Annotated in this window: 22 protein-coding genes, 1 tRNA gene and 1 pseudogene; 7 read left to right on the top strand and 17 right to left on the bottom strand. The window is 54.5% G+C overall.

All coding sequences use genetic code 11. The features are described from left to right. Positions 1–24: 24 nt before the first annotated feature. From HS100_00405 to plsX, 4 genes are read right to left on the bottom strand one after another with little or no spacing between them, the layout of a single operon-like run. Positions 25–1,392 (bottom strand): hypothetical protein, encoded by a 1,368-nt coding sequence (locus HS100_00405; GenBank protein MBE7432353.1) that lies wholly within the window; start codon positions 1,390–1,392, stop codon positions 25–27. Beyond that, entirely contained in the window at positions 1,389–2,762 is a 1,374-nt protein-coding gene (locus HS100_00410) for a hypothetical protein (protein ID MBE7432354.1), read from the bottom strand. Before HS100_00410 ends, HS100_00405 begins: the two co-directional genes overlap by 4 nt. After that, positions 2,763–3,458, bottom strand: a complete 696-nt coding sequence (locus tag HS100_00415; GenBank protein ID MBE7432355.1) for a hypothetical protein — start codon at positions 3,456–3,458, stop codon at positions 2,763–2,765. Between the two features lie 2 nt (positions 3,459–3,460). Beyond that, positions 3,461–4,480, bottom strand: coding sequence for a phosphate acyltransferase PlsX (plsX, locus tag HS100_00420; protein ID MBE7432356.1), 1,020 nt, complete (start codon positions 4,478–4,480; stop codon positions 3,461–3,463). A gap of 61 nt (positions 4,481–4,541) precedes the next feature. Here plsX and HS100_00425 point away from each other — a divergent pair. After that, a tRNA-Leu gene (locus tag HS100_00425) sits at positions 4,542–4,623 on the top strand. Positions 4,624–4,691: 68 nt separating this feature from the next. Here HS100_00425 and HS100_00430 read toward each other — a convergent pair. The 5 genes from HS100_00430 to HS100_00450 all read right to left on the bottom strand — a co-directional run bounded on the left by HS100_00430 (position 4,692) and on the right by HS100_00450 (position 8,470). Continuing rightward, on the bottom strand, positions 4,692–5,456 hold the full coding sequence (locus tag HS100_00430; protein MBE7432357.1) for a dimethylargininase: 765 nt from the start codon (positions 5,454–5,456) through the stop codon (positions 4,692–4,694). A 12-nt stretch (positions 5,457–5,468) separates the two neighbouring features. Beyond that, positions 5,469–5,852: an STAS domain-containing protein gene (locus HS100_00435; GenBank protein ID MBE7432358.1), complete on the bottom strand. Its 384-nt coding sequence runs from the start codon at positions 5,850–5,852 to the stop codon at positions 5,469–5,471. 15 nt (positions 5,853–5,867) lie between these two features. Next, positions 5,868–6,620: an amino acid ABC transporter ATP-binding protein gene (locus HS100_00440; protein ID MBE7432359.1), complete on the bottom strand. Its 753-nt coding sequence runs from the start codon at positions 6,618–6,620 to the stop codon at positions 5,868–5,870. A gap of 13 nt (positions 6,621–6,633) precedes the next feature. Beyond that, positions 6,634–7,482, bottom strand: coding sequence for an amino acid ABC transporter permease (locus tag HS100_00445; protein MBE7432360.1), 849 nt, complete (start codon positions 7,480–7,482; stop codon positions 6,634–6,636). A 79-nt stretch (positions 7,483–7,561) separates the two neighbouring features. Then, complete coding sequence (locus tag HS100_00450) at positions 7,562–8,470, bottom strand: transporter substrate-binding domain-containing protein (protein MBE7432361.1); 909 nt, start codon at positions 8,468–8,470, stop codon at positions 7,562–7,564. 166 nt (positions 8,471–8,636) lie between these two features. Here HS100_00450 and HS100_00455 point away from each other — a divergent pair, with 166 nt between their 5' ends. Both HS100_00455 and HS100_00460 read left to right on the top strand, forming a co-directional pair. Then, a complete protein-coding gene (locus tag HS100_00455; GenBank protein ID MBE7432362.1) occupies positions 8,637–9,047 on the top strand; it encodes an SCP2 sterol-binding domain-containing protein in 411 nt (136 codons plus the stop codon). 7 nt (positions 9,048–9,054) lie between these two features. Further along, the gene (locus tag HS100_00460; GenBank protein ID MBE7432363.1) at positions 9,055–10,875 is read left to right on the top strand and encodes an aldehyde ferredoxin oxidoreductase family protein; all 1,821 of its coding nucleotides are present in this window, start codon (positions 9,055–9,057) and stop codon (positions 10,873–10,875) included. A 29-nt stretch (positions 10,876–10,904) separates the two neighbouring features. Here the strand turns inward: HS100_00460 and HS100_00465 are convergent. From HS100_00465 to HS100_00500, 8 genes and pseudogenes are all read right to left on the bottom strand, one after another. After that, a pseudogene (locus HS100_00465) lies at positions 10,905–11,360 on the bottom strand (GNAT family N-acetyltransferase). 16 nt (positions 11,361–11,376) lie between these two features. Beyond that, positions 11,377–12,153, bottom strand: a complete 777-nt coding sequence (locus HS100_00470; GenBank protein MBE7432364.1) for a hypothetical protein — start codon at positions 12,151–12,153, stop codon at positions 11,377–11,379. A 66-nt stretch (positions 12,154–12,219) separates the two neighbouring features. Further along, positions 12,220–12,546: an SCP2 sterol-binding domain-containing protein gene (locus HS100_00475; protein MBE7432365.1), complete on the bottom strand. Its 327-nt coding sequence runs from the start codon at positions 12,544–12,546 to the stop codon at positions 12,220–12,222. Between the two features lie 71 nt (positions 12,547–12,617). Continuing rightward, positions 12,618–13,796 carry an acetyl-CoA C-acyltransferase gene (locus HS100_00480; GenBank protein ID MBE7432366.1) on the bottom strand — a complete coding sequence of 393 codons (1,179 nt, stop codon included), beginning with the start codon at positions 13,794–13,796 and terminating at the stop codon, positions 12,618–12,620. 53 nt (positions 13,797–13,849) lie between these two features. Continuing rightward, the gene (locus tag HS100_00485; GenBank protein ID MBE7432367.1) at positions 13,850–16,231 is read right to left on the bottom strand and encodes an enoyl-CoA hydratase/isomerase family protein; all 2,382 of its coding nucleotides are present in this window, start codon (positions 16,229–16,231) and stop codon (positions 13,850–13,852) included. Between the two features lie 89 nt (positions 16,232–16,320). Next, positions 16,321–17,580: an acyl-CoA dehydrogenase family protein gene (locus tag HS100_00490; GenBank protein ID MBE7432368.1), complete on the bottom strand. Its 1,260-nt coding sequence runs from the start codon at positions 17,578–17,580 to the stop codon at positions 16,321–16,323. Between the two features lie 79 nt (positions 17,581–17,659). Then, on the bottom strand, positions 17,660–18,754 hold the full coding sequence (locus HS100_00495; GenBank protein ID MBE7432369.1) for an acyl-CoA dehydrogenase family protein: 1,095 nt from the start codon (positions 18,752–18,754) through the stop codon (positions 17,660–17,662). Between the two features lie 38 nt (positions 18,755–18,792). Continuing rightward, on the bottom strand, positions 18,793–19,353 hold the full coding sequence (locus HS100_00500) for a TetR/AcrR family transcriptional regulator (protein MBE7432370.1): 561 nt from the start codon (positions 19,351–19,353) through the stop codon (positions 18,793–18,795). Positions 19,354–19,710: 357 nt separating this feature from the next. Between HS100_00500 and HS100_00505 the strand changes: the two genes are divergently transcribed. The 4 genes from HS100_00505 to HS100_00520 all read left to right on the top strand — a co-directional run bounded on the left by HS100_00505 (position 19,711) and on the right by HS100_00520 (position 23,152). Further along, entirely contained in the window at positions 19,711–20,178 is a 468-nt protein-coding gene (locus HS100_00505; GenBank protein ID MBE7432371.1) for a hypothetical protein, read from the top strand. 35 nt (positions 20,179–20,213) lie between these two features. Next, positions 20,214–20,558 (top strand): YtxH domain-containing protein, encoded by a 345-nt coding sequence (locus HS100_00510; GenBank protein ID MBE7432372.1) that lies wholly within the window; start codon positions 20,214–20,216, stop codon positions 20,556–20,558. 136 nt (positions 20,559–20,694) lie between these two features. Further along, entirely contained in the window at positions 20,695–21,297 is a 603-nt protein-coding gene (locus HS100_00515; protein ID MBE7432373.1) for a methyltransferase domain-containing protein, read from the top strand. A gap of 49 nt (positions 21,298–21,346) precedes the next feature. Further along, positions 21,347–23,152 (top strand): sulfatase-like hydrolase/transferase, encoded by a 1,806-nt coding sequence (locus HS100_00520; protein ID MBE7432374.1) that lies wholly within the window; start codon positions 21,347–21,349, stop codon positions 23,150–23,152. Positions 23,153–23,219: the final 67 nt, after the last annotated feature.

Here is a 23,219-nt window from a genome sequence, read left to right on the forward strand (position 1 = left end):
ACACGAACTGTTACGAATCACCCATTACGTTTTTTCGCCCAGCGACAAATCCAAAAACGGCAGCAGGAACACCCACAGATACAGCCGGAACATTTCCACCGACGGCATGATGTGACGGCGGATCCCGGCAGTGTCGCCGAAGTAACTGATGAACAAGGTTGCGGCGGCAACTCCATAGACGCAGACCGCCAGCCAAGCCCAGGCGGAGAGCCGCGGCGCGCGGTGTTGTAATGATTGAAAGATGAAGACAAGAACGATGGCAAATGTCAGCAGGTAGATCGCCCCGGTCTGCGGGTTGACCATCTCGCCCAGGGTCAAAAGAGACTCGCGATTCTGTATTTCTTTCGTAAAGAAATATGGCTGGGTGTATTCGTCGCTGAGCATGTCCAGGTTGTACCAAAGGGTGGTGACGACGAATCCCGGATGCGTGAGCAGGAAAATGGCGTAGGCTTTGGAGGCGTTCTCGTCCGCCCAGGCTTGGTAGACCGGGGCATCCTTGTAATCCGGCGCTTCTTTCTCCGGCATGCCGTATTGCTTGAAGAAATCCACGCGGGCGGGATAGGGCAGGATATATTCGTCGAGTGAGTTCATCAACGGGAAGCGGGTCGCGCGCAGGCTGTCCCTTGCGGATACATAGCCGACGATGAAAAAGACAAAAAGAACAGCAGATACAGAATACAAAGGTTTTGTAGTTCTAAATTTTTTCAGGAAAAACAGGGGAAGAAGCAAAACAAGAGTGATGGGGATGGCGTAAAGGTGAACATCCCGAATAAAAATCCACAACAGGTACCAGACCGTCAGCAATCCTAAAAGGACTTTGTCCGTAATAGATTTGAACGGTTCATCAGTCGAGGCTGCGCGAAAGACGACTTCGAGCGCAAGCCCGAGCAGGATCGCGAACATCGAAAGCGAAAGCGACTCGGGGCTGAGCACGCTGTCCCATTCGGCGATCTGGGGCGTAAAGCCGAACAGCATGACCGAGGTCGCGCCGAATATTTTGACGGCCGGATTTTTCAACCAGCGCGCGAGCATCCAGCCGAGAAAACACCAGCCGAATATCGAAAGGAAATTTTGCAATAAGGCGATCCTGTCGAAGCAGGGTTGAATTTCCCTATCGTCCTCTTCGCCCAAGCCGGGTTTCCCAAACGAGGTGATCGGGCAGTTTGTTGAATCATTCGCAATTTTATAGATGAGGTTGGTGGTGAATAGGCGCTGACCTGCGAATATCTTCCAGGAAAAAATCGATGCGCGCGAGGCGGAGATGTAACTATCCGTTTCGGCGTTGGCGATGGAAAGCCGCAGGTCTCCATACCAGGAGGCGCGGATGGAGATTCCAACCGTGAAGACGAGCAGGATGATCAGGCTGGCGTAATGGGTCTTGAGGAATTTCATGATGGGGTGTCGACCAGCGCCGGTTCCCTTCGAAGCGCGACATCGATAATGATGATGGGAAAGAGCCACATCGTCAGGCGGAAGATCATCGTCGAATATAGCGCATGACGGTTCAACGCCCAGGTATCGCCGAGGATGGTCGGGACGAGAGTCAGTGTCGCTGTGAAGAAAAGCCAGAGTCCCAACCATGCCCAGGGACGACTGTCCCCGATGTTTTTTCCGGCGAGTAGAAGGATTCCCAACAAGGTCAAAATGCTCCCGAGGAAGGGAGTGGTATTCTCGGGATGCAAAGCGTTGCCGATCTCAAAGAGGATGTCGCGCGCCGGGTTGAGATCGCGCGCGTTGAAATACGTCTGCTTAATCTCGGTAAAAGAGTCGGGGAAATCATTCCATAATTTTGTGGCAACATATCCGGGGTGCGTCAGCATGAAGCGGAACAGGGTCGAAGCGCCGTCCGTCTGGAGCCAGGGCTCGAATTCAGGCGCAAAAAAACTGTCCACCGGCATGCCCATCCCTTGAAAGACCGCCACCACGCCCGGGTTCGGAAAAATATCGTCCTTGTAGATATTCCTTATTTGGACGACCGTCCGCACACTGGCTCGCGCCGTGACCAGGCCAAGGACGACCATCAATGCGAGGAAGATCATCGTACCGATCAATGTTTTCTTCTTTCGGTATTTCGGCGAGATCAACAAGACGGCGATCATGCCGAGGGTCATCAAGGCGGTGAAGACATTCGTGTCGCGCAAAAAGACCCAAAAGAAGGATACAACTCCCCAAACGATCAGCCAGCCTGTGATCTTTGCATCCGGGTCGCGGTATAAGTCGAATACCATCTTTATCAGAATGGCTAATTGAAGCGCAAAGAGTGAAAAGGTCAGCGACTCGGACATGAGGATGCTGTCCCAATCCGCCATGTGCGGGGTGAAGGCGAACGCGAGTATGACAACTGCGCTTGTGATCTTCATCCACGAATTACGCAGAGTCCGCGAAACGAGCCAAGCAAGGATGCCCCACCCGATCAGCGATAAAGCGAGTTGGAAGATAACGATGCGGTCGAACCCGGGTTGAAATCCGCGCCGGGTTGTCTCGATCGAGCCGTTGATCAGAATTTCATATCCGGTCTCCGGCTCGAGCATTTTGTAAACGAGGTTCGTTGTCAGCAATCTCCGCCCTGTGAAGATCTCCGCCGAGAAAAGCGGGACCTGCGACGCCTCCACATATGAGATCGTGTCGTTGCCTGCGATGGACAGGGCGGGATCGCCGTAAAATTTTACGCGCAGGAACGATAAGAGGATGATGATTATCAGAACGGCAGCAGAGACCATCCATTCCCGGCGTCCGCGCAGGGATGCGAACATATTCGCCATTTACGAAGGTTCCAAAACCCGGTTGAGTTCCTGGATTTGAAGCGCGGACAGTTTGCGGTTCTTCGACTCCTCGCGCATAAACCCCTTGAGTTGTTTCAACTTCACGGCCGGGATGGGCGAGTCGCCCGCCTCGACCTCGACGTTTTCGTTGGTGAACACAAGTATGGGTTTGATCTCCGGGACGGCGTTTTCATCCATTTTCTTAAGCAGGAATTTTTTCAGCGCCGCTGTCTCGTGCTCCGCATCGAGTTCGGGACGCCCCAGTCCTTCCTGCCCGAAGATGCGCATGTACGTCTGCATGAAACCCCCGCCGCGAAGCTTCCAGCGGTTCTTTTCGAAATGGATCGTCCCGGCTTGTTGATACGGCAGGACGACCCAGGCCCCGGCCGGACCGACGAGCAAATGCGAAGCTGGAGTCGAATAATGGTAAATGGTGAAATCGCTGTGCATGCCTTTCAATCCGGCATCGAGTTTTTCATCCCTGCGCGGCGAGCGGCCCCAGCGGTTGCCCATGTACATGCCCACCTGCGTCATGGTAAAGCCGAGGACAAGCGCGATCAGCGAGTAGGTGAACAGGTCGAGTCTTGTAAAGGAGATGTACATCCCGCCGCCCAGCACCAACAGCGCGCCCAGGCTCACCCAATTCCCGATCTTTCCGTTTCTTTTTATAAGGGTTTCGTTTTTGATGATCTTCATGGCTATTTCTTTAAACTTTCCTCGATGGCGTTCTTCATTGCGTCCAATACTTTTACATCCACGGCTTCCTTCGCCACGCGCACGGCGTTCTTGATGGCGAAGGCATCTGATCGGCCGTGACCGATGAATACCAGCCCGTTCACACCCAGCATTGGCGCCGCACCCTGTTCGCCGGGGTCCATTAACTTTTTCAAGGAACTCAGTGCCGGTCTTACCAGCAAGCCGCCGATCTTCGTTGCGAGATTCCCATTTTTTATCGTGGTGCGGACAAAATCAACAATTAACTTTCCGACCGCTTCGGCGGTCTTCAACATGACATTTCCGGTAAAACCGTCGGTGACAGCCACATCCACCGCCCCGCCGATGACCTCCTTGCCCTCGACATTACCGAAATAATTCAACTTCGACGCCTTAAATAAAGGCGTCGCGCCTTTGACCAATTCATTGCCCTTGCCTTCCTCTTCCCCATTCGATACCAGACCGACTTTGGGATTCTTCACGCCGCGCACCTTCTCGGCATAAATGCTCCCAAGGATTCCGAATTGAATCAAGTTCTCGGGTTTGCAATCGGGGTTGGCGCCGATATCGAGCACGATGCAGGAGCCGGTCGCTGTCGGGAAGATGGGCGCCAGGGCAGGTCGATCCACGCCGCGGATGCGTCCGAGGCGGAAGAGAGCGGTGACCATGCCTGCTCCCGTATTGCCCGCCGTCACGAAAGCATCCGCCTCTCCATTCTTGACTAGATCCATGCCCACCGCCATGGAATCCTTCGGTTCCTTCGAACGCGCCTTCAACACCAGCGCCTCGCCCTTATCCTCCATTGTCAGCATTTCAGGGGCATGCACAACCCGGATGTTCAATCCTTCTGTATTCTGTTTTTCAAGAATGGGTCGAATCTTCGCCTCATCCCCGACGAAAATGATTTCAACTCCGAATTCACGCGCGGCTTGCACGCCGCCCTCCACATCCGGTATGGGATGTTCGTCGCTTCCCATTGCGTCCACTACAATGCGTGCCATAATCATCTCCTCAAGATGGTTTGCTTGACAGAAAAAGTAACGCGATTATAATACGCCTGCTTATGCGCTGGTGCTGGAACTGGCAGACAGGCATGGTTGAGGGCCATGTGCCGCAAGGCGTGGAGGTTCAAGTCCTCTCCAGCGCACAAAAACAAACTCCCGATAAGGGAGTTCATTTTTTAACGAAGTATTCAATCTCTCAAGAAAATTAATATCAACCATCGACGATCAAACTGCAGCAGGTGACCGCGCCCTCCGCTTTGGCGAGTTCGCTCAGGTCCACAGACGCGATATTGAATCCGCGTTCTTCGAGCCGCTTTCGTGTTTTGGGGAACGTAATCGGGTACATAATTCTGCCGCGGACGGGCAAACAATTAGCGGCGAAGGGCTCCGAGGCGTCCACTTCGATGAGCTCGAAGCCGGGAAAGTTGGAAGGGTCCACCCATGCATTGTTGATGAGCAGGGCGGAATCATCCACGCGGGTGACTGCGGATTTCAAATGCAGGCAATCTTTCAGTTCGACACCCCAGGCTTTATAACCGTAATCGTCGAGCAGGGCATTCAACTGTGAGACAGCCTCCCGGTTGCTGCGGGTTGAGAGGCCGATGAAGATCTGTTTCCCGGCCACGAGTACATCTCCCCCATCCAATGAGGCGGGAGACGCGACGTGCAGAAGCGGGCGGTATGGTGCAAGGACCGGGATGATCGAATCGATCTCAGGCTTACGCGAATCCGCGCCGGGTCTTGTGATAACGGCGACTTCGGGGAGGATGAATGCCGTGTCTTCGACGAAAACAGAATCGGGCAGGCTTGGCTCCTCGGGAAGTTCGATCACTTTGCAGCCAAGCCCCGCGAGCAAACGAACATAATCGTCGTGTTGTTGCCGGGCAATGTTGACATCGATGGGGGCCCGATCGATGTGGGTGAGCTCGCACTCATTGAATCGCGGGCTGACCTGGCGTGTGATGGCGACGGTCATTATGACGAAGGGTTATGCTGGGAGGGAGTTCAAAGCGGCTTGCAGGGTTTCGTAATTTGGGCAGGATTGGAGAAAACCGGTGAGGGATAAAACGTGATAAACCTGCGGCGGCGCGTTGCACAACCGCATACGTCCGTTATGGACGGTATGCTCTGAGGGATTGAAAAGCAGATAAGTTCGTTGCAAGGCGCGAATGCCCGCGCTTGTAAGGGTGCTCACATCTTCAAGGTTGACGATCAGCAATCGCGAACCCTGAGAGTGCGCCTCCTGCGCGGCAGATACAAATTTTTCGTCGCTCTGCCCATCCAGCCAGCCCTGCACGGTGATGACCGTGACAGGGTCCTTTCCTTCGCGTTGGATCTGCTCGCTCTTCAGTTTAAAATCGATTTTCGGCATGGTGATTCCCTTCTCTTATTGTTCGCCTGTGCGATACCGGTCGATCAACGCCTTGGTGCGCGGGTCCTTCGGCTGGTTGAACAGATCTTCGGGCGTGGCATCTTCGATCAACTCACCCTCAGACATGACGAGCACACGGTCCGCCACTTCGCGGGCAAACCCCATTTCGTGAGTAACGACGATCATGGTCATGCCTTCGCTGGCGACCTTCTTCATCACGTTCAAGACCTCACCGATGAGTTCAGGGTCGAGCGCCGAGGTGGGCTCGTCGAATAGCATGACGCGCGGTTCCATGGTGAGCGCGCGCGCGATGGCGACGCGTTGTTTTTGTCCGCCCGAAAGGCGCAGGGGAAATTCGTCCTTTTTCCAGAGCATGCCCACGCTATCCAGGCTTTGCTCTGCGAGTTCGACAGCCAATTTTCTATCCATGCCTTTGACGGTGATCGGTCCTTCGATCACATTTTCCAAAACGCTCATATGCGGGAAAAGGTTGAATTCCTGGAACACCATGCCGGTCTTCAGGCGCACGTCATGGACCAATTGCCGCCTCTCCTTGCCTTTTACTTCAACAGGCACCCGGATGCCGTCCACTTCGACGATCCCATGTGAAGGATCTTCGAGAAAGTTGATGCAGCGCAGAAGAGTGCTCTTCCCGGATCCGCTGCGCCCAATGAGACATACCACCTGGCGTTCAGGCACTTCGAGGTCGATATTCCTCAGGACATGCAAGCGGCCAAAATACTTGTCGAGGTTGGAAATTTTTACGATGGGCAGAGACATGTCACCGGTCTCCCCTCGCGAGGCGCGTTTCGAGTTTTCCCTGGAAATAAGTCAGGATGAGGGTCAACGTCCAATAGAACATGGCTGCCATGATGAGCGCTTCGAGGTTGTTGAATTGCGCCCGCCCGACCTTGGTGGCTCTCCACATCAATTCATGCACGAAGCCGGTGGCGGAGACCAGAGCCGAGTCCTTCGTCATGGAGATGAAATCATTGCCCATGGGCGGAATGGCAAACCGTAACGCCTGTGGAAGCACGATCCGCCTCATGGTCTGACCGGGAGTCATTCCCAGCGCCATGGCAGCTTCTCTCTGACCCTTGCCGACGGAACTCAGCCCCGCCCGAAAGACCTCGGACATGTACGCGCCGTAGTTCAAGCCGAGCGCCATCACACCGGCTACGATCCCGGAAAGAATGATTCCCAATTGAGGCAGAGCAAGGAAGAAGAAAAATATCTGAAGATAAAGAGGCGTTCCCCTGATCAAAGAGACGTAAAAAGTACTGATTGCATAGATCGGCGGGAATGTGGAAAGCCGGCCGAGCGCGGCAAGTAACGCCAGGATCATGGCGAACAGGATCGAAAGGACTGAAATTAGAAGGGTCTGCCACAATCCTTCGGCGATGAAGGCTATGTTCTTAAGGATGAAGGCGGAATCCAGTTCGATGGTCTGGAAGTTGAAGGAGCCCACCTCGATGCTTTGCCCGCTGAAAAGAAAGATCAGGAAAAAGAACAGGATCGCCCATGAAACACCTACATTCGCGCGGAACTGGCGCTCCTTGCGAAGCTGTGCCTGATAGAGACGTTCCGCCTGCGAAAGCGGCGCCTGGCCCTGCTGAGTTGTGGTTGCCATCTCTGCCTCCAAGAGCGGAGTTCAAAAGAAAAGGGAAGCGGCGGAGAATCACCGCTTCCCTATTATAAACTCTCTTTGCTTATTGGTTGGGGGCTTGGGTCAGGTCGACTTCGAACCACTGGTTCGAAAGCGCGGAGAGCCGACCGTCGCTGTGCATGGCAGTGAAGAGTTCATCCACCTTGGCGCGCAGGGAGGTCGTATCGAGCGTGGAACCCTTGTCGAACGCAGCAGCAAGGTCCTCGGAGTACACGGCGCCGTCCAGTTTCACGACCGGCATGCCGGCGGCAAGGTTCGCATCCACGACGGTTTCAGAAGTCACGTAGGCCACGAAATCGGTGCGTCCTGCGGCGATGGCCTGGGCGCATTCCTGGTCGGTTTCCAACGGGACAACTGTAACGTCAGCGGGAACCTCGGCATAGATGGAGGATTCGGGCAGGCCAAGCCCTTCCATATCGTTGTTCAGCCAGAACTCATAGGTGGTGGAAGCGCCCGCGCAAACCGCCTGCCCGGACAATCCATCCAACGAGGCGATGCCGGAATCAGCCGCAACAGCCACAACTGCGGGGGTGTAATAATACGGCACACTGAAATCGAGGATCTGCTGACGGGCGGTGGTGATGGTCATCGAACCGACGCTGACATCCCATTTGTCTGCCCAGTTACCGGCGGTAATGGCATCCCATGAGGGGGTGGCGAAGCAGGTTTCCACACCGAGGTACTCGCCGACGGCTTTCGCAACATCCACATCGAAGCCCTGCATTTCAGCAGTAGTGAGGGCATCTCCCGGGCATTTGGTGTCCGATGGGCGCGAGCCTTCGGTATTCAGAAAGGATTGGGGTGCATAGTTCGGGTCGGTCGAGACAAGGATGTAGCCCCGCTCTTCGATCGCGCCAAGCAGGTCAGAGGCCGAAGAGCCTCCTCCCCCGCATGCGGTGAGAACGAGGGAGACCGCCACGAGCAGGCTGGCAAGGGTTAAAAGTTTTTTCATTTTCTCCTCCAGAGAGAAATAAAAAGATTGGGCAGCGAAATCGCTGCCGCGGAAGGATTTCCTACCGCGGGTTAAGCATAGACTATTTTTTTCAATTATGCAAGGATTTTAGTCTCGATTTTCGTAATGGTAAAATGAACGTGTCATTACCCCGGAGGTGCAACCAATGGCAGCAATATTTCCGAGCGCGGAATGGTTGAAGGGATTGGAGGACAAACTGAATTCAGACGAACGCTATGGCGAGATCGCCAAAAACTGGGAGGGGGATCTATTCTTCTTCATCGAACCTGAGGGGAATTTAAAGGAACAACTCACGTTCTACCTTGAACTGTGGCATGGCAAGTGCCGCAAGGTGGATTACAAGCCCCAGCCCGAAACATACCCAAACCCGACCTTTATCCTGACCGCTTCCTACGACAATATCACCGCCATCCTTTCAGGAAAAATGAACCCGATGACGGCAATGATGACAAGTAAATTGAAGGTCAAGGGAAGCATGGGTTACATGATGCGAAATGTGCCCACCGTATTGGATTTTGTCCGGTGTGCCCAGGAAGTTACAAAAGAGATCATGTGAAGTCGTTATGCAGCCCATACTCAAGATCGATCTGACCACCGGCGCGACGGAAGAATTTCATGTTCCCCAAAAATGGCAGCGGGATTTTCTCGGCGGCGCCACCCTTGCCGCCCGGATCCTATACGACTCCCTAACCGCGGCTCTCAATCCGCTCGAACCTGATTCGCCTCTTCTGTTCATGACCGGACCCCTGACCGGCACTTCCGGACCGACAACGGGGCGATTCGTCATCTGCGGAAAGAGTCCCGCCACAGGGCTTTGGGCGGAATCCAACATTGGCGGCTTTTGGGGACCCGAGTTGCGCGCGGCAGGTTACGATGGGCTGTGGGTCACGGGCAAAGCATCGGAGCCGATCTATCTTTATTTAAACGGAAACAGGCTGGAGGTCAAGAAGGCGGCGCATCTTTGGGGGTCGAACACCTATTCAACGCAGGACAAGATCAAACAGGAGGTCGGGATCAAATCTGCGAGGGTTTGCGTCATTGGACCTGCAGGGGAAAAACAAGTTCTGTTCGCTTCGATCATGTGCGATCATGGACGCATGGCAGGACGGACGGGATTGGGCGCGGTCATGGGGTCGAAAAATCTCAAAGCTGTTGCCGTGCATGGGACGAATGAAATCCCGGTCTTCGATCTGCCAAAATATAAATCTCTGCGCTCTGAGGCGAATCGGAAACTTCGCGATGATAACGAAGCGAAGGTGATTCGCGAAGTGGGCACGGCTGGCGCGGCGAACTACGCTGAATATCTCGGCGCATTGCCGGTGAAATACTATTCGAGCGGCGTGTTCCCGAATATCGATGATGTCTCCGGCGCAAAGATGACCGACACGATTCTCACCGGTCGAAGCGCATGCCAGGGATGCGTGATCGCCTGCGGGCGGGTTGTGAAACTTCCAAAGGATTCAACGAAGCGTAAGGGACCTGAACATGAGACCATGGTCGGCTTCGGGGCGAACCTGCTGAACGACAATCTCGAGGCGATCGTCGATCTGGGTGAGTTGTGCGACCGCTACGGCATGGACACGATCAGCGCGAGTAACACGATCGGTTTGGCGTTTCATCTGTATGAACAGGGAATAATTACAAAAGAAGATACAGGCGGCATCGAGTTGAAGTGGGGCAATGTGGATGCGATTGAATCCTTGGTGCGTTTGATTGGCTCGCGCGAAGGAATCGGGGACTTGCTTGCGCAGGGATCGAGGCGGTTCGCCGCGCATTTCGGCGTGGAAGAGGAAGCGGTTCAGGTCAATGGTCTCGAAGTTGCGTATCACGATCCGCGCGGGGTTTCGGGCATGGCGCTTTCCTACGCGACCTCGCCGCGCGGCGCATGCCATAACCAATCCGATTATTTCTTCGTTGACTGGGGACACTCTCAAGAAGAGCTCGGGATCGAATTCTTCGACCGGCATGCGCAGGCGGAAAAAGCCGCCAATGTGGCGCGCCACCAGAATTGGCGCACGGTGGACAATTCCGTTGTATGGTGCATCTTCGCAAATGTCGAAGCGGGCGAAAAAGCCGCCCTCGTCAATGCCGCTTGCGGTACGAATTGGACCGTCGGGGAAATGATGAAGTTCGGCGAACGCGGCTGGAACCTCAAACGCGCGATCAACAACCGGATGGGATTGACCTGCGAGAACGACAAACTCCCCAAAGCGTTGTTGACTCCCTTCCCGGATGGCGGCTCGGAAGGATTCGTCCCCGATCTCGAAGGCATGTTATTCGCTTATTACGAAGCGCGCGGCTGGGACCAGGAGACAGGCAGACCGACAAAAGAGAAATTGGCGGAGTTGGGCTTGGAGGATGTTGCGAAAGATCTTTGGGGGTAAATGACGAAAATTGGAAGACGGCTCACGGTTTATTTTTCGAGATATTTCTCAAAACACACGCTGTTTTCCACACCTGCGTATTGGCCGTAGTTCGGGATGCGCTTATATCCGCTCTTTTCATAAAGCCGGATTGCCTCCGGCTGTTTCTTTCCGGTTTCGAGTATGCATCTCGAATAATTCATTTCCGCCGCCCATGCTTCCAAATCGGCAAGTACGCTTGCAGCGATTCCCATTCCCCGATTTGCAGGGAAAGTGAACATTCACTTCACCTCCATCGTCCCCGGCTCGTATTCCTTGATCGCGCCGCAAGCCACAGGTTGACCGTCCTTATAGGCAACGACCACATGCCTGATCATTGCGATCTTGTTGAATTGGGCATAGAAGGAATGCTCCTTCCCGTCTCGTTCGGCAAGTTCCGCATCGAGATGCCGGACGAGTTCGACAAAATCCGGGTTATCAGAATTTGTCCTGAGAATGGTTATCATCTATTCTTCTGTGAGCTTATTTCAAAGACCTGTTCCGCTCTGAATCCAATATCGCCCATTTTGGGTTCTGCGGGTCAAAGCGGACGTAGACGGTTTTTCCGGCGGAATATTTTTCCAGCGCAGAGTCCGCGATCAAAACATCGCCTTCCGCGCGGAAAGCAGGTCCATTCCTCTGCATGACGTCAAAATGAATATGCACCGCCCGTGATTTTTTCCGCGGATAGGGAAGGTTCAAATCATCCACCTTGACAATGACCGCCTCAGCCTGTTCGCCGCGACGTTTCAGATCATCGTTGCCTTCTGTTAATTTATTAAATTCCATCCGCCGCGCATCCAATTCCTGCTCGCCAACGATCTTCCCATTCTCCTCGTCATAATGCTCGAACAACATCCGACCCGGGTCATTCGGATCGTATGTCACCCATATCCTTCGCCCCGCCTCCCCAACCAATTGACCCATCACGGCGGTGAAACCCCTCTTTTCTGTCCAATGGTCAAAGGCTTGACGGAATGAAGCGCGACCCTCCGGCAGCACATCCACTTCATATTTGATCTGCCGTTCTTTTCTGCCATGAATATTTCGTTCCATCCCGTCGCGGGCGGATATGACAATGGCGGGCGCCATAACTCCGCGCTGCCGGAGCGCTTCAATCTCCGCCCTTTTCTTTTCCTGCCGTTTGTTGTCCAGCATCCCGGAGACGATCCACCCCAAAAAACCCAGTGCCGGCACTCCTATGAAACATATTACTGCAAGCGCTGTAGAAAACCAATTCTGAAATACCGGTAAATCCATAATTATCTCCTCTTAAAACAATCAACCCGTCATCGCCGGGATGACGGGTTGAATTTTACACGCTTCTTACCTGATCTTGAACATCTGCGTCAATTTCATTGCCAGGTTCAGGTCGCCTGCCAATTTGAGCTTGCCTTCCATGAACGCTTTCATCCCGTCGATCTCGCCGGTGAATATCTTGATGTAATCGGCGGAATCGGCGGTGAGGGTCATCTTGGGTGATGCGTGCATTCCTTTGGCGACTTCGCACTTGCCGTCCTTGATGGTCGCATACCATTCTCCCGCTTCGGCGCCGGTGAACTTGAACTGGATCACGGCATCCAGCCCCGCTGCTTTTTCGGGTATGAATGCGCCGGGCATTTTGGACATGAGGGTTTCGATTGTAAGAGCCATCTTTTCTCCTAGGTTGAAAGTTGAAGGTTGCAGGATGGAACTTTGAACTTTCAACCTGCAACTTGTAACGTTTACTGCAAATTTTCAAACACCGCCGCCGCGCCCATGCCGCCGCCAATACACATTGTGACCATGCCGTATTTCGATTTTCGGCGTCCCATTTCAGAGATCAACTGTGTGGTGAGTTTTGAGCCGGTGCAACCGAGCGGATGTCCCAAGGCAATCGCGCCGCCATTTACGTTAACTTTCTCGGGATCCATTTCGAGAGTCTGCATCACCGCGAGTCCCTGCGCGGCAAAGGCTTCGTTCAATTCGATCAGGTCGATATCATTGAGCGATAATCCCGCGAGTTTCAACGCTTTCGGAATCGCCACGACCGGACCGATCCCCATCAACTCGGGTGGGACGCCTCCTACGGCAAACGAGACGAATCTTACAAGCGGACTCAATCCCAACTCCGAGGCTTTCTCCGCAGACATGACCATCACTGCCGCCGCGCCGTCGGACATCTGCGATGCATTTCCCGCAGTGACCGTGCCTCCGTCCTTGAATGCAGGCTTGAGCTTGGCAAGCCCATCAAGGGTCGAATCGCCGCGCGGACCTTCATCGCGTTTGACCGTGAACGTGCGTTTGACCGATTTGCCGTCCACATATTCGTTGACTTCGACATCGATCGGGATCAGTTCGGGGTCGAAGACTCCGCCGTCCACCGCCCGGGCAGCTTTCAGGTTGGAATGAAGCGCAAATTCATCCTGCTGCTCGCGGGTGATTCCATACTTCACAGCGACATTCTCGGCAGTGAGTCCCATGTTGGTGTAGTAATGCGGCAGTTCCATTGCGAACTGCGGGTTGGGCGAGAATTTGTAGCCCATCATCGGCACCATGGACATCGACTCCACGCCGCCGCCGATCCCGATCTCGATCTGCCCGGCTTGTATCGCGTTCGCCACATGCGCTATGGACTGTACACCCGACGAACAATAGCGGTTGATGGTTTCGGCAGGCACGCTGTCGGGAAGCCCTGCTCTGATCGAAATCGTGCGTGCGAAATTCATTCCCTGCTCGCCTTCAGGGAACGCGCATCCCAAAACCACATCTTCGATCTGGGCAGGATCAAGGTTCGGTGTCCGATTCAATAATTCTTTGATGACCGTTGCGCCCATTTCGTCAGGACGGACGGTTGCAAGCCCGCCCCGTTTTGCCTTACCAACCGGGGTGCGCACGGCGCTGACGATGACTGCTTCTTTCATTGTTTACTCCTTCCATGAAAGAGAATTGCAGAATTCTCCAATTCTCTGATTCTTTAGTTCCTCAGCGGCTTCCCGGTCTGCAGCAGCGACCACATCCTCGCCTGCGTCTTTTCTTCACCGCAAAGCGACAGGAACGCTTCCCGTTCCAGATCCAGGATATATCCTTCGCTCACCCAGGTCGGCTTCGAAAGACATCCGCCAGCCATCACGTACGCAAGTTTGGAGGCGATGTGCGCGTCGTAGTCGCTGATGTATTTGCCTTCCCTGAAACTCCACGCGCCGATCTTCATCGCGCCGTACATGTCGCGCCCCGGCGCATAGATCAATTCAGGCGCGGGCGGTTTATAGCCGGACGAGATCATGTGCAGGACTTCATTCTTGGCTTCGGTCAGCAGATGATCGCGGTTAATCACGACCCGGTCCTGCGGACCAAGGATTCCCATCGTCCGCGCCTCTTCAGCGGAAGTGGCGACCTTCGCCTGCCCAATTTGCAGGAACGCACGTTGAATGAACGGGAACGCTTCGGCATTTTCGGTCTTCATCGCCGGGTTGATGATGCGCCGCATGATCTCTTTCGTCCCTGCGCCTGCCGGGATGACCCCGGCGCCGAGTTCGACCAACCCGATATAAGTCTCGGATGCCGCGACAATGCGTGAAGCATGCATGGTGATCTCGCAACCGCCCCCAAATGCATATCCAACCGGAGCCACCACGATCGGTTTCGGCGAATACCGCATCCGCATATTCATATCCTGCAATTTGCGGACCGCCAGTTCCAATTGATCCCACATTCCCTGCTGCGCCGCAACCACGACCATGAACAGGTTCGCGCCTGCGCTGAAGTGCTCGCCTTCATTGCCGATCACCAGCCCGTCGAAGTCGCTATCAAGGCGGTCGATCGCTTCCGTCGCAATCGCAAAAATATCATCGTCGAGCGCGTTCATCTTCGTGTGGAATTCCACCAGCCCCACGCCGTCACCAATATCGAACAATGTCGCGCCGGCGTTCTTGCTCACTTCCTTCTTCGTGCCGCGCAACTCTTTCAACAACACAAAACCTTCGGGTTGTTTCAATTTCGCATATTTCTTTTTGGCAACGTCATATACGCCGACCTTGTTTTCTCCCTTGTATTGATAGAAGGTCTCGACGCCCGCTTTCAACATCTCCTCTACCCATTTCGCGGTGGGATAGCCCTCCGCTTTCATACGCTTGACGGTCTCTTTTACGCCGAGCATATCCCATGTCTCGAATGGACCCGCTTCGTGCATGAATCCCCAGCGGACGGCGTCATCGATCGGCTTCGGGTTGTCTGCGACTTCGGGGATGATCGAAGAAACATATTGGAAACTTTGATAGGTCAATGCCCTGACAAGTTTCCCTGCTTTATCATCCGCCTCGAGCATGACCTTGAGCCTGTCGCCCAATTCCTCGACATCTTTCGCCGCCTTGACCGAATCGAAACGCGGCTTGGTCGGCGGGACGTGTTCCATTGTTTTGAGATCGAGGGAATAAAATTCCTTCTTCCCGTCCTCGCCGCGCACCTCCTTGTAAAATCCGACTTTGGTTTTATTGCCCAGCCACTTACGCTCGAGCAGCGTGTCCATCAATTTCTTCGGCTTTTCGGCGGCGAGATACTTCTGCCCGAGCGCGTCATGCGGGATCAACGGCGCAAGATTCGCCCCGACGTGATGCCAGACGTCCACACCCACCAGGTCGATGAGCCGGAAGGTTGCCGTCTTTGGGCGGCCCATCAAAGGCCCTGTAAGCGCATCCACTTCATCCACGGTGTATCCATTTTCGAGGATGAAATCCATCGCGAATGCGCCCGTCCCAAAAGCGACCCGGTTGCCTATGAAATTCGGGGTATCTTTGCACAGCACGATCCCCTTGCCAAGACGATACTCTCCAAAGCGGGTGAAGAATTCAACCACTTCTTTGGATGTGTCGGCAGTCGGAATGATCTCCAGCAGTTTCAAATAGCGCGGCGGATTGAAGAAGTGCGTGCCGAGGAAATGCTGTTTGAATCCCTTCGAGCGCCCTTCCGCAATCGAATGGACGGGGATGCCCGACGTGTTCGTTGTGACGATCGCGTTCGGCTTGCGGACTTCGTCGATGCGCATCATCAGATCCTGCTTGATCTTCAAATTCTCGATGATCGCTTCGCAGATCCAATCCGCATCGGAGACCGAGTCGAAATCGTCTTCGAGATTGCCGAGCTTGACCAAAGTCTGCAACTCCGAGGACATCAAGTTGGCAGGACGCGCTTTAAGGCAGCGATCCCAGCCTTCCTTTACGATCTTGTTCTTATCGGTCGAGTCGTTCGGGACGATATCCAACAGCGTCACAGGCACGCCGATATTCGCCAGGTGAGCCGCAATCGCCGCGCCCATTGTCCCCGAGCCGATGACGACGGCTTTGTGAATGTGGTATTTCATGGTTCTCCTTTAGTTGCAGGTTTAAAGTTTCTTGTTGAAGGTTTGATAACCAAGAAAACCTTCAGCCTTGAACATTCAACCTTCAACTGCTATCGTAATTCGCTTCCGCTGTAACCCAAAATCTGCCGCGCCACCACCAGCCGGTTGATCTGTCCCGTGCCTTCATAGATATCCGTGATCTTCGCGTCGCGGAACCATTTCTCCAACAGGAATTCGCGGCTGTATCCGAGAGGTCCCATGATCTCCACGGCCTTCTGCGTGATCTTTGTCACCACATCGCCCGCGCGCACCTTGCTCATGGAAGATTCCAGCGCGTTGGGTTTATTGTTATCCGCCATCCAGACCGCCTTCAGGACCAATAACCAGGCTGAGCGCAATTGGATCTCCATGTCGATCACATCTTTTTCGACCGAGGTCAGCTTGTTCCGCGGCATTCCATAGCGGATCTGCACTCCGTTCTCCATCAATTTCTCTTTGAGGAATTCGAGCGCGGCTCTTGCCACGCCCAAACCGGATGCCGCCACGAGGGGCCGGGTCGCATCGAAGGTTGCCATTGCCCCTTTGAATCCGGTCGTCGTCTTTTCAACGGTCGGTTTGCCGAGCAGGTTTTCGAATGGAACCCGCGCATCTACAAGCGAGATCGAAGTCGTATCGCTTGCGCGGATACCGAGTTTATGCTCAAGCTTGGTTACCTTCACGCCGGGCGTTCCCGCTTCGACGACGAACGCGCGCATCCCCGCCCGTCCAGCTGAAGGATCGATGCTCGCCCAAACCACGATGAATCCCTTGCCGAATTTTTCATACTCGTTGAAGGATTTATCTCCCGCCGTGACGAAGATCTTCTCTCCGTTGATCACCCATTCGTTGGTCTTTTCATCCAGCACGGCGCGCGCGCGAATGGCGGAAGTATCGGAACCCGCTCCCGGCTCGGTCATGCACATCGCGGCGAAGGTCGGCTTCTCTTCATTGAAACGGGTGAGGAACTTGGCTTTTTGCTCCGGGGAGCCAGCCGCAACAACAGCCGCAGCCCCCAATCCGCCGCCCGGTGTGACAAGATAAAAACCCACATCGCCCCAGGAAAGCATTTCGATCTGCGCCGCCAGTCGCTGATAACCAATGGGCGGACGCTTTTCCGCGCCTTCTTTCGGCTTACCTTCCGTGACAGTCAAGCCTCCGCCGCCGCCTGCCGCTTTCATGGCAGTGTGCATGAATTCAACGTAATCCCAGGGGATCGCATGTTCGTTTTCGTCGAATTCGCGCGAAACGGACCTCATCATATTTTCTGCGACGGTCTGCAGCATCGTTTGCATTTGGACGATCGGTTTGGGTGCTTCAAATTCAATGGTCATGATTTATCCTTTTGGTTGAAGGTCGAAGGATTAAGGAAGAACGTTGGAACCTGGAACTTTCAACCTGCAACCAGTAACTCTATACAATCGCCAATCCCAACAGCATTGGGAAACCGCGTCCGTTCCGCATGAACAACTCGACGGGGTGCTCGCGGATGTAGCCGTGGCCTCCGAGAATTTGCACGCCGCGGTCGGTGACCATCATCGCCATGTCGCACGCGCCGGTGAAGGCGAGATAAGCCGCGACACAGGAGTCTTCCTTGTTGGTATCGAGTTTCCAGGCGGCTTCCCAGGTCAGCAGCCGGATGGACTCGATCTCGGTCACCATCTCCGCCAGCATAAAAGCGACCGCCTGTTTTTGCGCGATCTTAACGCCGAAGGCTTCGCGTTCTTTTGCGTAGTTCTTTGAATATTCGAAAGAGGCTTTCGCAACCCCCAAAGCGGCTGAGGCCGAGGCAACGCGCATCGCAGACAGGACCAAGCCGAAGTCGTGACCCGAGGCGCCGCCGAGTCGATTCGTCGCGGGTACCTTCACATTATCCAGTTTGACACGATGGAGCGGCAGCGCATTCAATCCCATCAACTTCTCGCGTTCGCCGATGGATAATCCCGCCGCATCTTTCGGGACGATAAATCCTTGCGTGACACCGTTGAGATTTGCGTACACGATCATCGCCTCTGCATCTTTGGCGAACGGGACGAATGCTTTTTCGCCGTGGAGAACATAGTCGGCACCCTCGACTTTTGCGGTTGTGCGAAGCGCATTCGGGTCGAAGTCGAAACTATATTCGATCAGCGCGGCTGTGTACGGAGCCCACTCTCCGCCGACAATGTTCGGAAGATGTTCCTGTTTTTGCTCTTCACTGCCGCCAATCAAAATGGGAGTTGCAAACAAGGAAGGGGTCATCACAGCGAGAGCGCCTGCGAGATCGCCGGACGCCATTTCTTCGACCGCCAGCGCGCCGGTGACCGCGGAGCGCTCACCGAAGCCGCCGTACGCCTCGGGTGTGGAGGCTTGCAGCAAGCCGAGCTCCCAGCCTTTGCCGATGAGCTTCCTGGGCAGTTCGCGGCTTTCTTCGGCGTCGTGCGCCGCGGCGCGCAGGTCGTTCGCAGCATACTTCCCCACCGCATCGATCAGCATTTGTTGTTCTTCGTTTGGTTCAAAGGAATACATTCTTCTTTTCTCCTTTCAAATATCGATCCGGAAATCGTCTACTTCAACAACCCGTTCAGGATAAGGTCGGCATATTCATCGGCGATCTGGTCGATTGTTTTCCCGCCGCCGGGGTGATACCAGGTGAGAGTCCAGTTCATCACTCCCATCAAAGCGCGAACGGTCAGGCCGATGTCCTTCATGTCGAAGACCTTCGCCCGCACGCCTTCATTAAGAACATCCCGCCAGAGCGCCTCGAACTTGTCGCGTTGAGGGACGTGGCGGGTGTGCGATTTTTTATCGAGCGATCGGTGTTCGAACAGAAGGACGGAGGAAAGGTCCGCGTTCTCGGCCAGCAATTGCAGGTATACCCTGATCATTTGACGTAATTTTTTATCTGCAGGGTCGTTCTGCTCGGCGACTGTGGAGATTCGGACGGTCAGGATCTGCAACGCCCGCTCCAATAGTTCGAGCAAGATCTCCTGTTTGGATGAGACATGATGATAGAGGCTCGCCTTTTGAACGTTCACTGCGGCAGCGATATCGGACATGGACGCGCCGTGGAATCCCTTCTGTCTGAACACCTGGGCGGCGGCATCGAGAACGTCGTCTCTGGTCATGGAACTCCTTCCCTACCGAACGGTAGGTAGGATCAGTGTACTACCGTCGGTAGGGGGAGTCAAGGGGATCACGATGAAATGGGGAGTAAACTTGTCCACAATTCAGCAGTAAGCAAAACGAGATATTCATTACAGGTGCAACCGAATTTGTCGGCGGCGTTCCGGCAAAACAACTTCGCTCAACGGGGCATGAAGTCGCTGCCTCGGAGGGTTTGCGGAGACCGTCAGACATGAGATGGAATTGCCGGGGATGAAGCCGTAACCCAATGGACGGAATCGAATCCGGCACGGGGACGAGGCGCCGGATTTCATTCACTCCAACTTTTTTCTGAATCCTGAATCTGCTATAATGAATTCATGGCAACGCCCCTCCCCACTGAAACCGCTTCCGAACCTTCCCCCTCGTTGACCCCTGAACAATTGGCGGAGCTGCGCGAGCAGGAACGCAAACAAAAAATGATGATGGCGGGCATCATCGCCGTCGTTGTCCTGCTGGTTGCCTTGCTCGGCGTGGCGATCTATTTCCTGCTCCAGCCAGCCACCCCCACCGACAGGATTCGCGATGTCTTTATCATCGTTGTCGCGCTCGAAACCCTCGTCATCGGGGTTGCGCTCATCGTGCTGATCGTCCAACTCGCCAGCCTGATCAACCTCCTGCAAAATGAAGTCCGCCCGATCCTGCACGCCACCAGCGAAACAGTGAACACGTTACGGGGCACGGCCGAGTTTTTGGGCGAGAATGTCGTTGAACCGGTTATCAAGCTGAATGGTTATCTGGCCGGCTTGAAGCGTATGTTAGAATTGTTAGGTATAAAACCTAAATAAAATTGATTACCATCTGACTCAAAAGGAGAAATACCATGTCTGACCGTGATGAATTTGGAGCCTTTCTTGTAGGATTTATCGTCGGCGGGCTGACTGGCGCCGTCGTCGCGCTGCTCTTTGCCCCGCAATCAGGCGAAGAGACCCGCGCATTGATCAAGGATAAATCCATCGAATTGCGCGACAAGGCGAAGATGTCCGCCGAAGAAGCTTACGCCCGCGCCGAAGCCGCCGCCAAGGAAGCCCGCGCCCGCGCCGAGGAACTCGCCCACGAAGCCAGGGTGCGAGCCGAACAACTTGCCGCCGAGGTCAAAGAACGCGGCAAAAGCGCCCTCGATGCCGTGCGCAAGACCAAGAAGGGCGACGAGCCCACACCCGTGTAATTCATATGACCTGCGAGGGTTTGACGATGAGTCAAACCCTCGTTTTGTTTCGTTAAGATTTCAGCCTCAAGGGTCAGAAGGCTTTTGACCCCTGCAACGACAAGGGTCGTTGCGCTCCCATGCCATGCGCCGCTTCATGCGCTTTTTTTATTTTTTACTCTATCATCCCTTTGCTTTCACCTATGACCTCGTGGCATGGATCGTCTCCTTCGGGCAGTGGAAGGACTGGGTCTTCAGCGTCTTCCCATACATCGAAGGGACTCGCATCCTCGAGCTGGGTCATGGACCCGGACACTTGCAGCGCTTCCTGCGTGACCGGGGGCTGGATCCTGCCGGGTTGGATGAATCCACCCAGATGGGGAATCTCGCCAGCCGCCGCCTCGGCGCGAATCACAAACTCGCTCGCGGGCTCGCCCAGTCCCTGCCATTTGACAAGGACTCGTTCGATACCGTCGTTTCCACATTCCCGAGCGAATACATCTTCGATCTGAGTACGCTCAAAGAGATTCACCGCGTGCTTGCAAATCCGGGCAAACTGGTCGTCCTGCCTGCGGCATTTCCCTCCAATGGATTTCTCAAATGGCTATACAAAGTGACCAGGGAAACTCCCGAAAGCCTGAATGAAGCGCTGATGAAAAGGATGGCGGAGCCGTTCAGCAGATCAGGCTTCCAGGTCGAAGTTAAAACAATGGAATTGAACTCAAGCACGCTGGTGATGGTGATCGGGGAAAAGGCGTAAAATTTCCAGGGTCTGCCGGATACACAAGGGGGTAAAATATGCCGACCTTATGAGATCAAACAGTTCCAAATCTGCGATCGGCTTGCCTTTATTCTTCAACCTCGCCGTCCTCGCCGCCTATTTCCACGCGCTCATGGAATGGCTGTTCTTCGTCACGCAATCCTCCTCCCTGTCCATCCTTTCGTTATACGAGAAGCTCAAGGTCTTATTCGTCACCGGCGGCGTAATTTCATTTATCCTCATCGCTTTCCTGCTGCTCCTCGCCTATCCCGCCCGAAGATGGAAAGCGCTCGGTTATGTCCCTGCCGCGCTCATGCTTTCGATCACCGTGCTGGTCATGCTCGACAATTTCACCTACACTCTTTTCGAGATCGGCATCGTAACCGCCTCCGGCTTCTGGCGCATCCTCTACGCCGTATTGCTCACCCTCATCTTTTATTGGATGTATAAAATCGTCAGGCGGCAAAGACCCTGGAGTCGCGCCTCTCTCCTGACCTTGAGCCTGCTCGCCGTTTCGAGTGTTGCGATTCTCTCGATCCATTTCTCCCGAAACGCCTCCGCGAAGGGATTCGATCTCGACCCGCTTGCTTCATCCTCCAACCATCCGAACATCATCATCATCGGCGCAGACGGTTTGAGCGTAAGGTATCTCTCCGCTTATGGATTCGAGGAGGACACCACACCCTTCCTTGCCGAATTAATGAAAACATCTCTCGTTGCTGAGAACGCCTACCCGAATTCCTCCAGCACCACCGGGTCTACGACCTCCGTCTTGACCGGCAGGGAGCCCGCCGAAGTCAAGATCTATCGCTACCCGGATATTCTCTCCGATGAAGACTCGTTCAAGCACCTGCCCGGAATCTTGAAAAACGCTGGCTATAAAACAGTTGAGATCGGCGCCCCATCTTATGTGGATGCGAGGAAGGTGAACATCGCGGGCGGCTTCGAGATCGTAAACGGTAATTCCACTGAAAATCCCCTGTTGGATTCCATCGAACCTGTTTTGGGAAATACCCCCTCCGCCTACTTCATCCAGATCGTCGTGGAAAGGGTCAGCCAGCGGCTTCTCCACATCTTCTATATTAAAGAGATGGAGAATCCCTTCAAGCAGGTTAACAACCCATCCGCCCGCCTCACCGATGCCGAACGCAAGGATGAGATCATCGCCCTGCTGGCAGAATCGGACAGACCGCTGTTCATCTTCTCCCACTTCATGAACACGCACGGTCCGCATTTCGGCTCGGACGATGAAAGTTCCACAACCGAATCCCTGAATGGAGGGGAAGAATGGGATGTGGAACTATATAAGCAGTCGATTCGGAATTTCGACGATCACGTTCGCGAGATTTATACCTACCTCGAAGATTCCGGTAAATTGGACGATACCATCCTGGTCATCTACACCGACCACGGCTATCGTTATGTTGTCAACTCGCGCATCCCGCTCATCATCCGCTTCCCGAACGGGGCACACGCCGGTTCCCGCAGGAACAACGCCCAGATCATCGACCTGCCTGTTACGCTTCTCGATTATCTCGGCGTAAAACAGCCCGAATGGATGACGGGTGTGTCCCTGCTAAACGAAGAGCCGCCTCCGCTGAGGGAGATCATCAGCATTACTGCCGGGTCGCCAAAGAAGATCAAGCCGCCCTTCTACCAGATCAAAAGCGTGCAGGTCATCGTCTGCCAGAAATGGTACGTCCTGAACGTGCAGGATCTCACATGGAAGACCGGCGAGGTTACAGGTCACACCGCGCCCTGCGACCCATCCCTGCTCCCGCCGGAAGATCAAGTCCGCCAAGAGATCGTGGGTTATCTTGAGCATTATGGGTATGATGTCGGCACGCTGAAATAGCGGGTCTTTCGCATACCCGCTGGACGTCGGGTAAAATAATAATAATATGGGGTTATCCCATATCGGA

This window comes from Anaerolineales bacterium (assembly GCA_015075725.1).
Taxonomy (GTDB): Bacteria; Chloroflexota; Anaerolineae; order Anaerolineales; family Villigracilaceae; genus Villigracilis.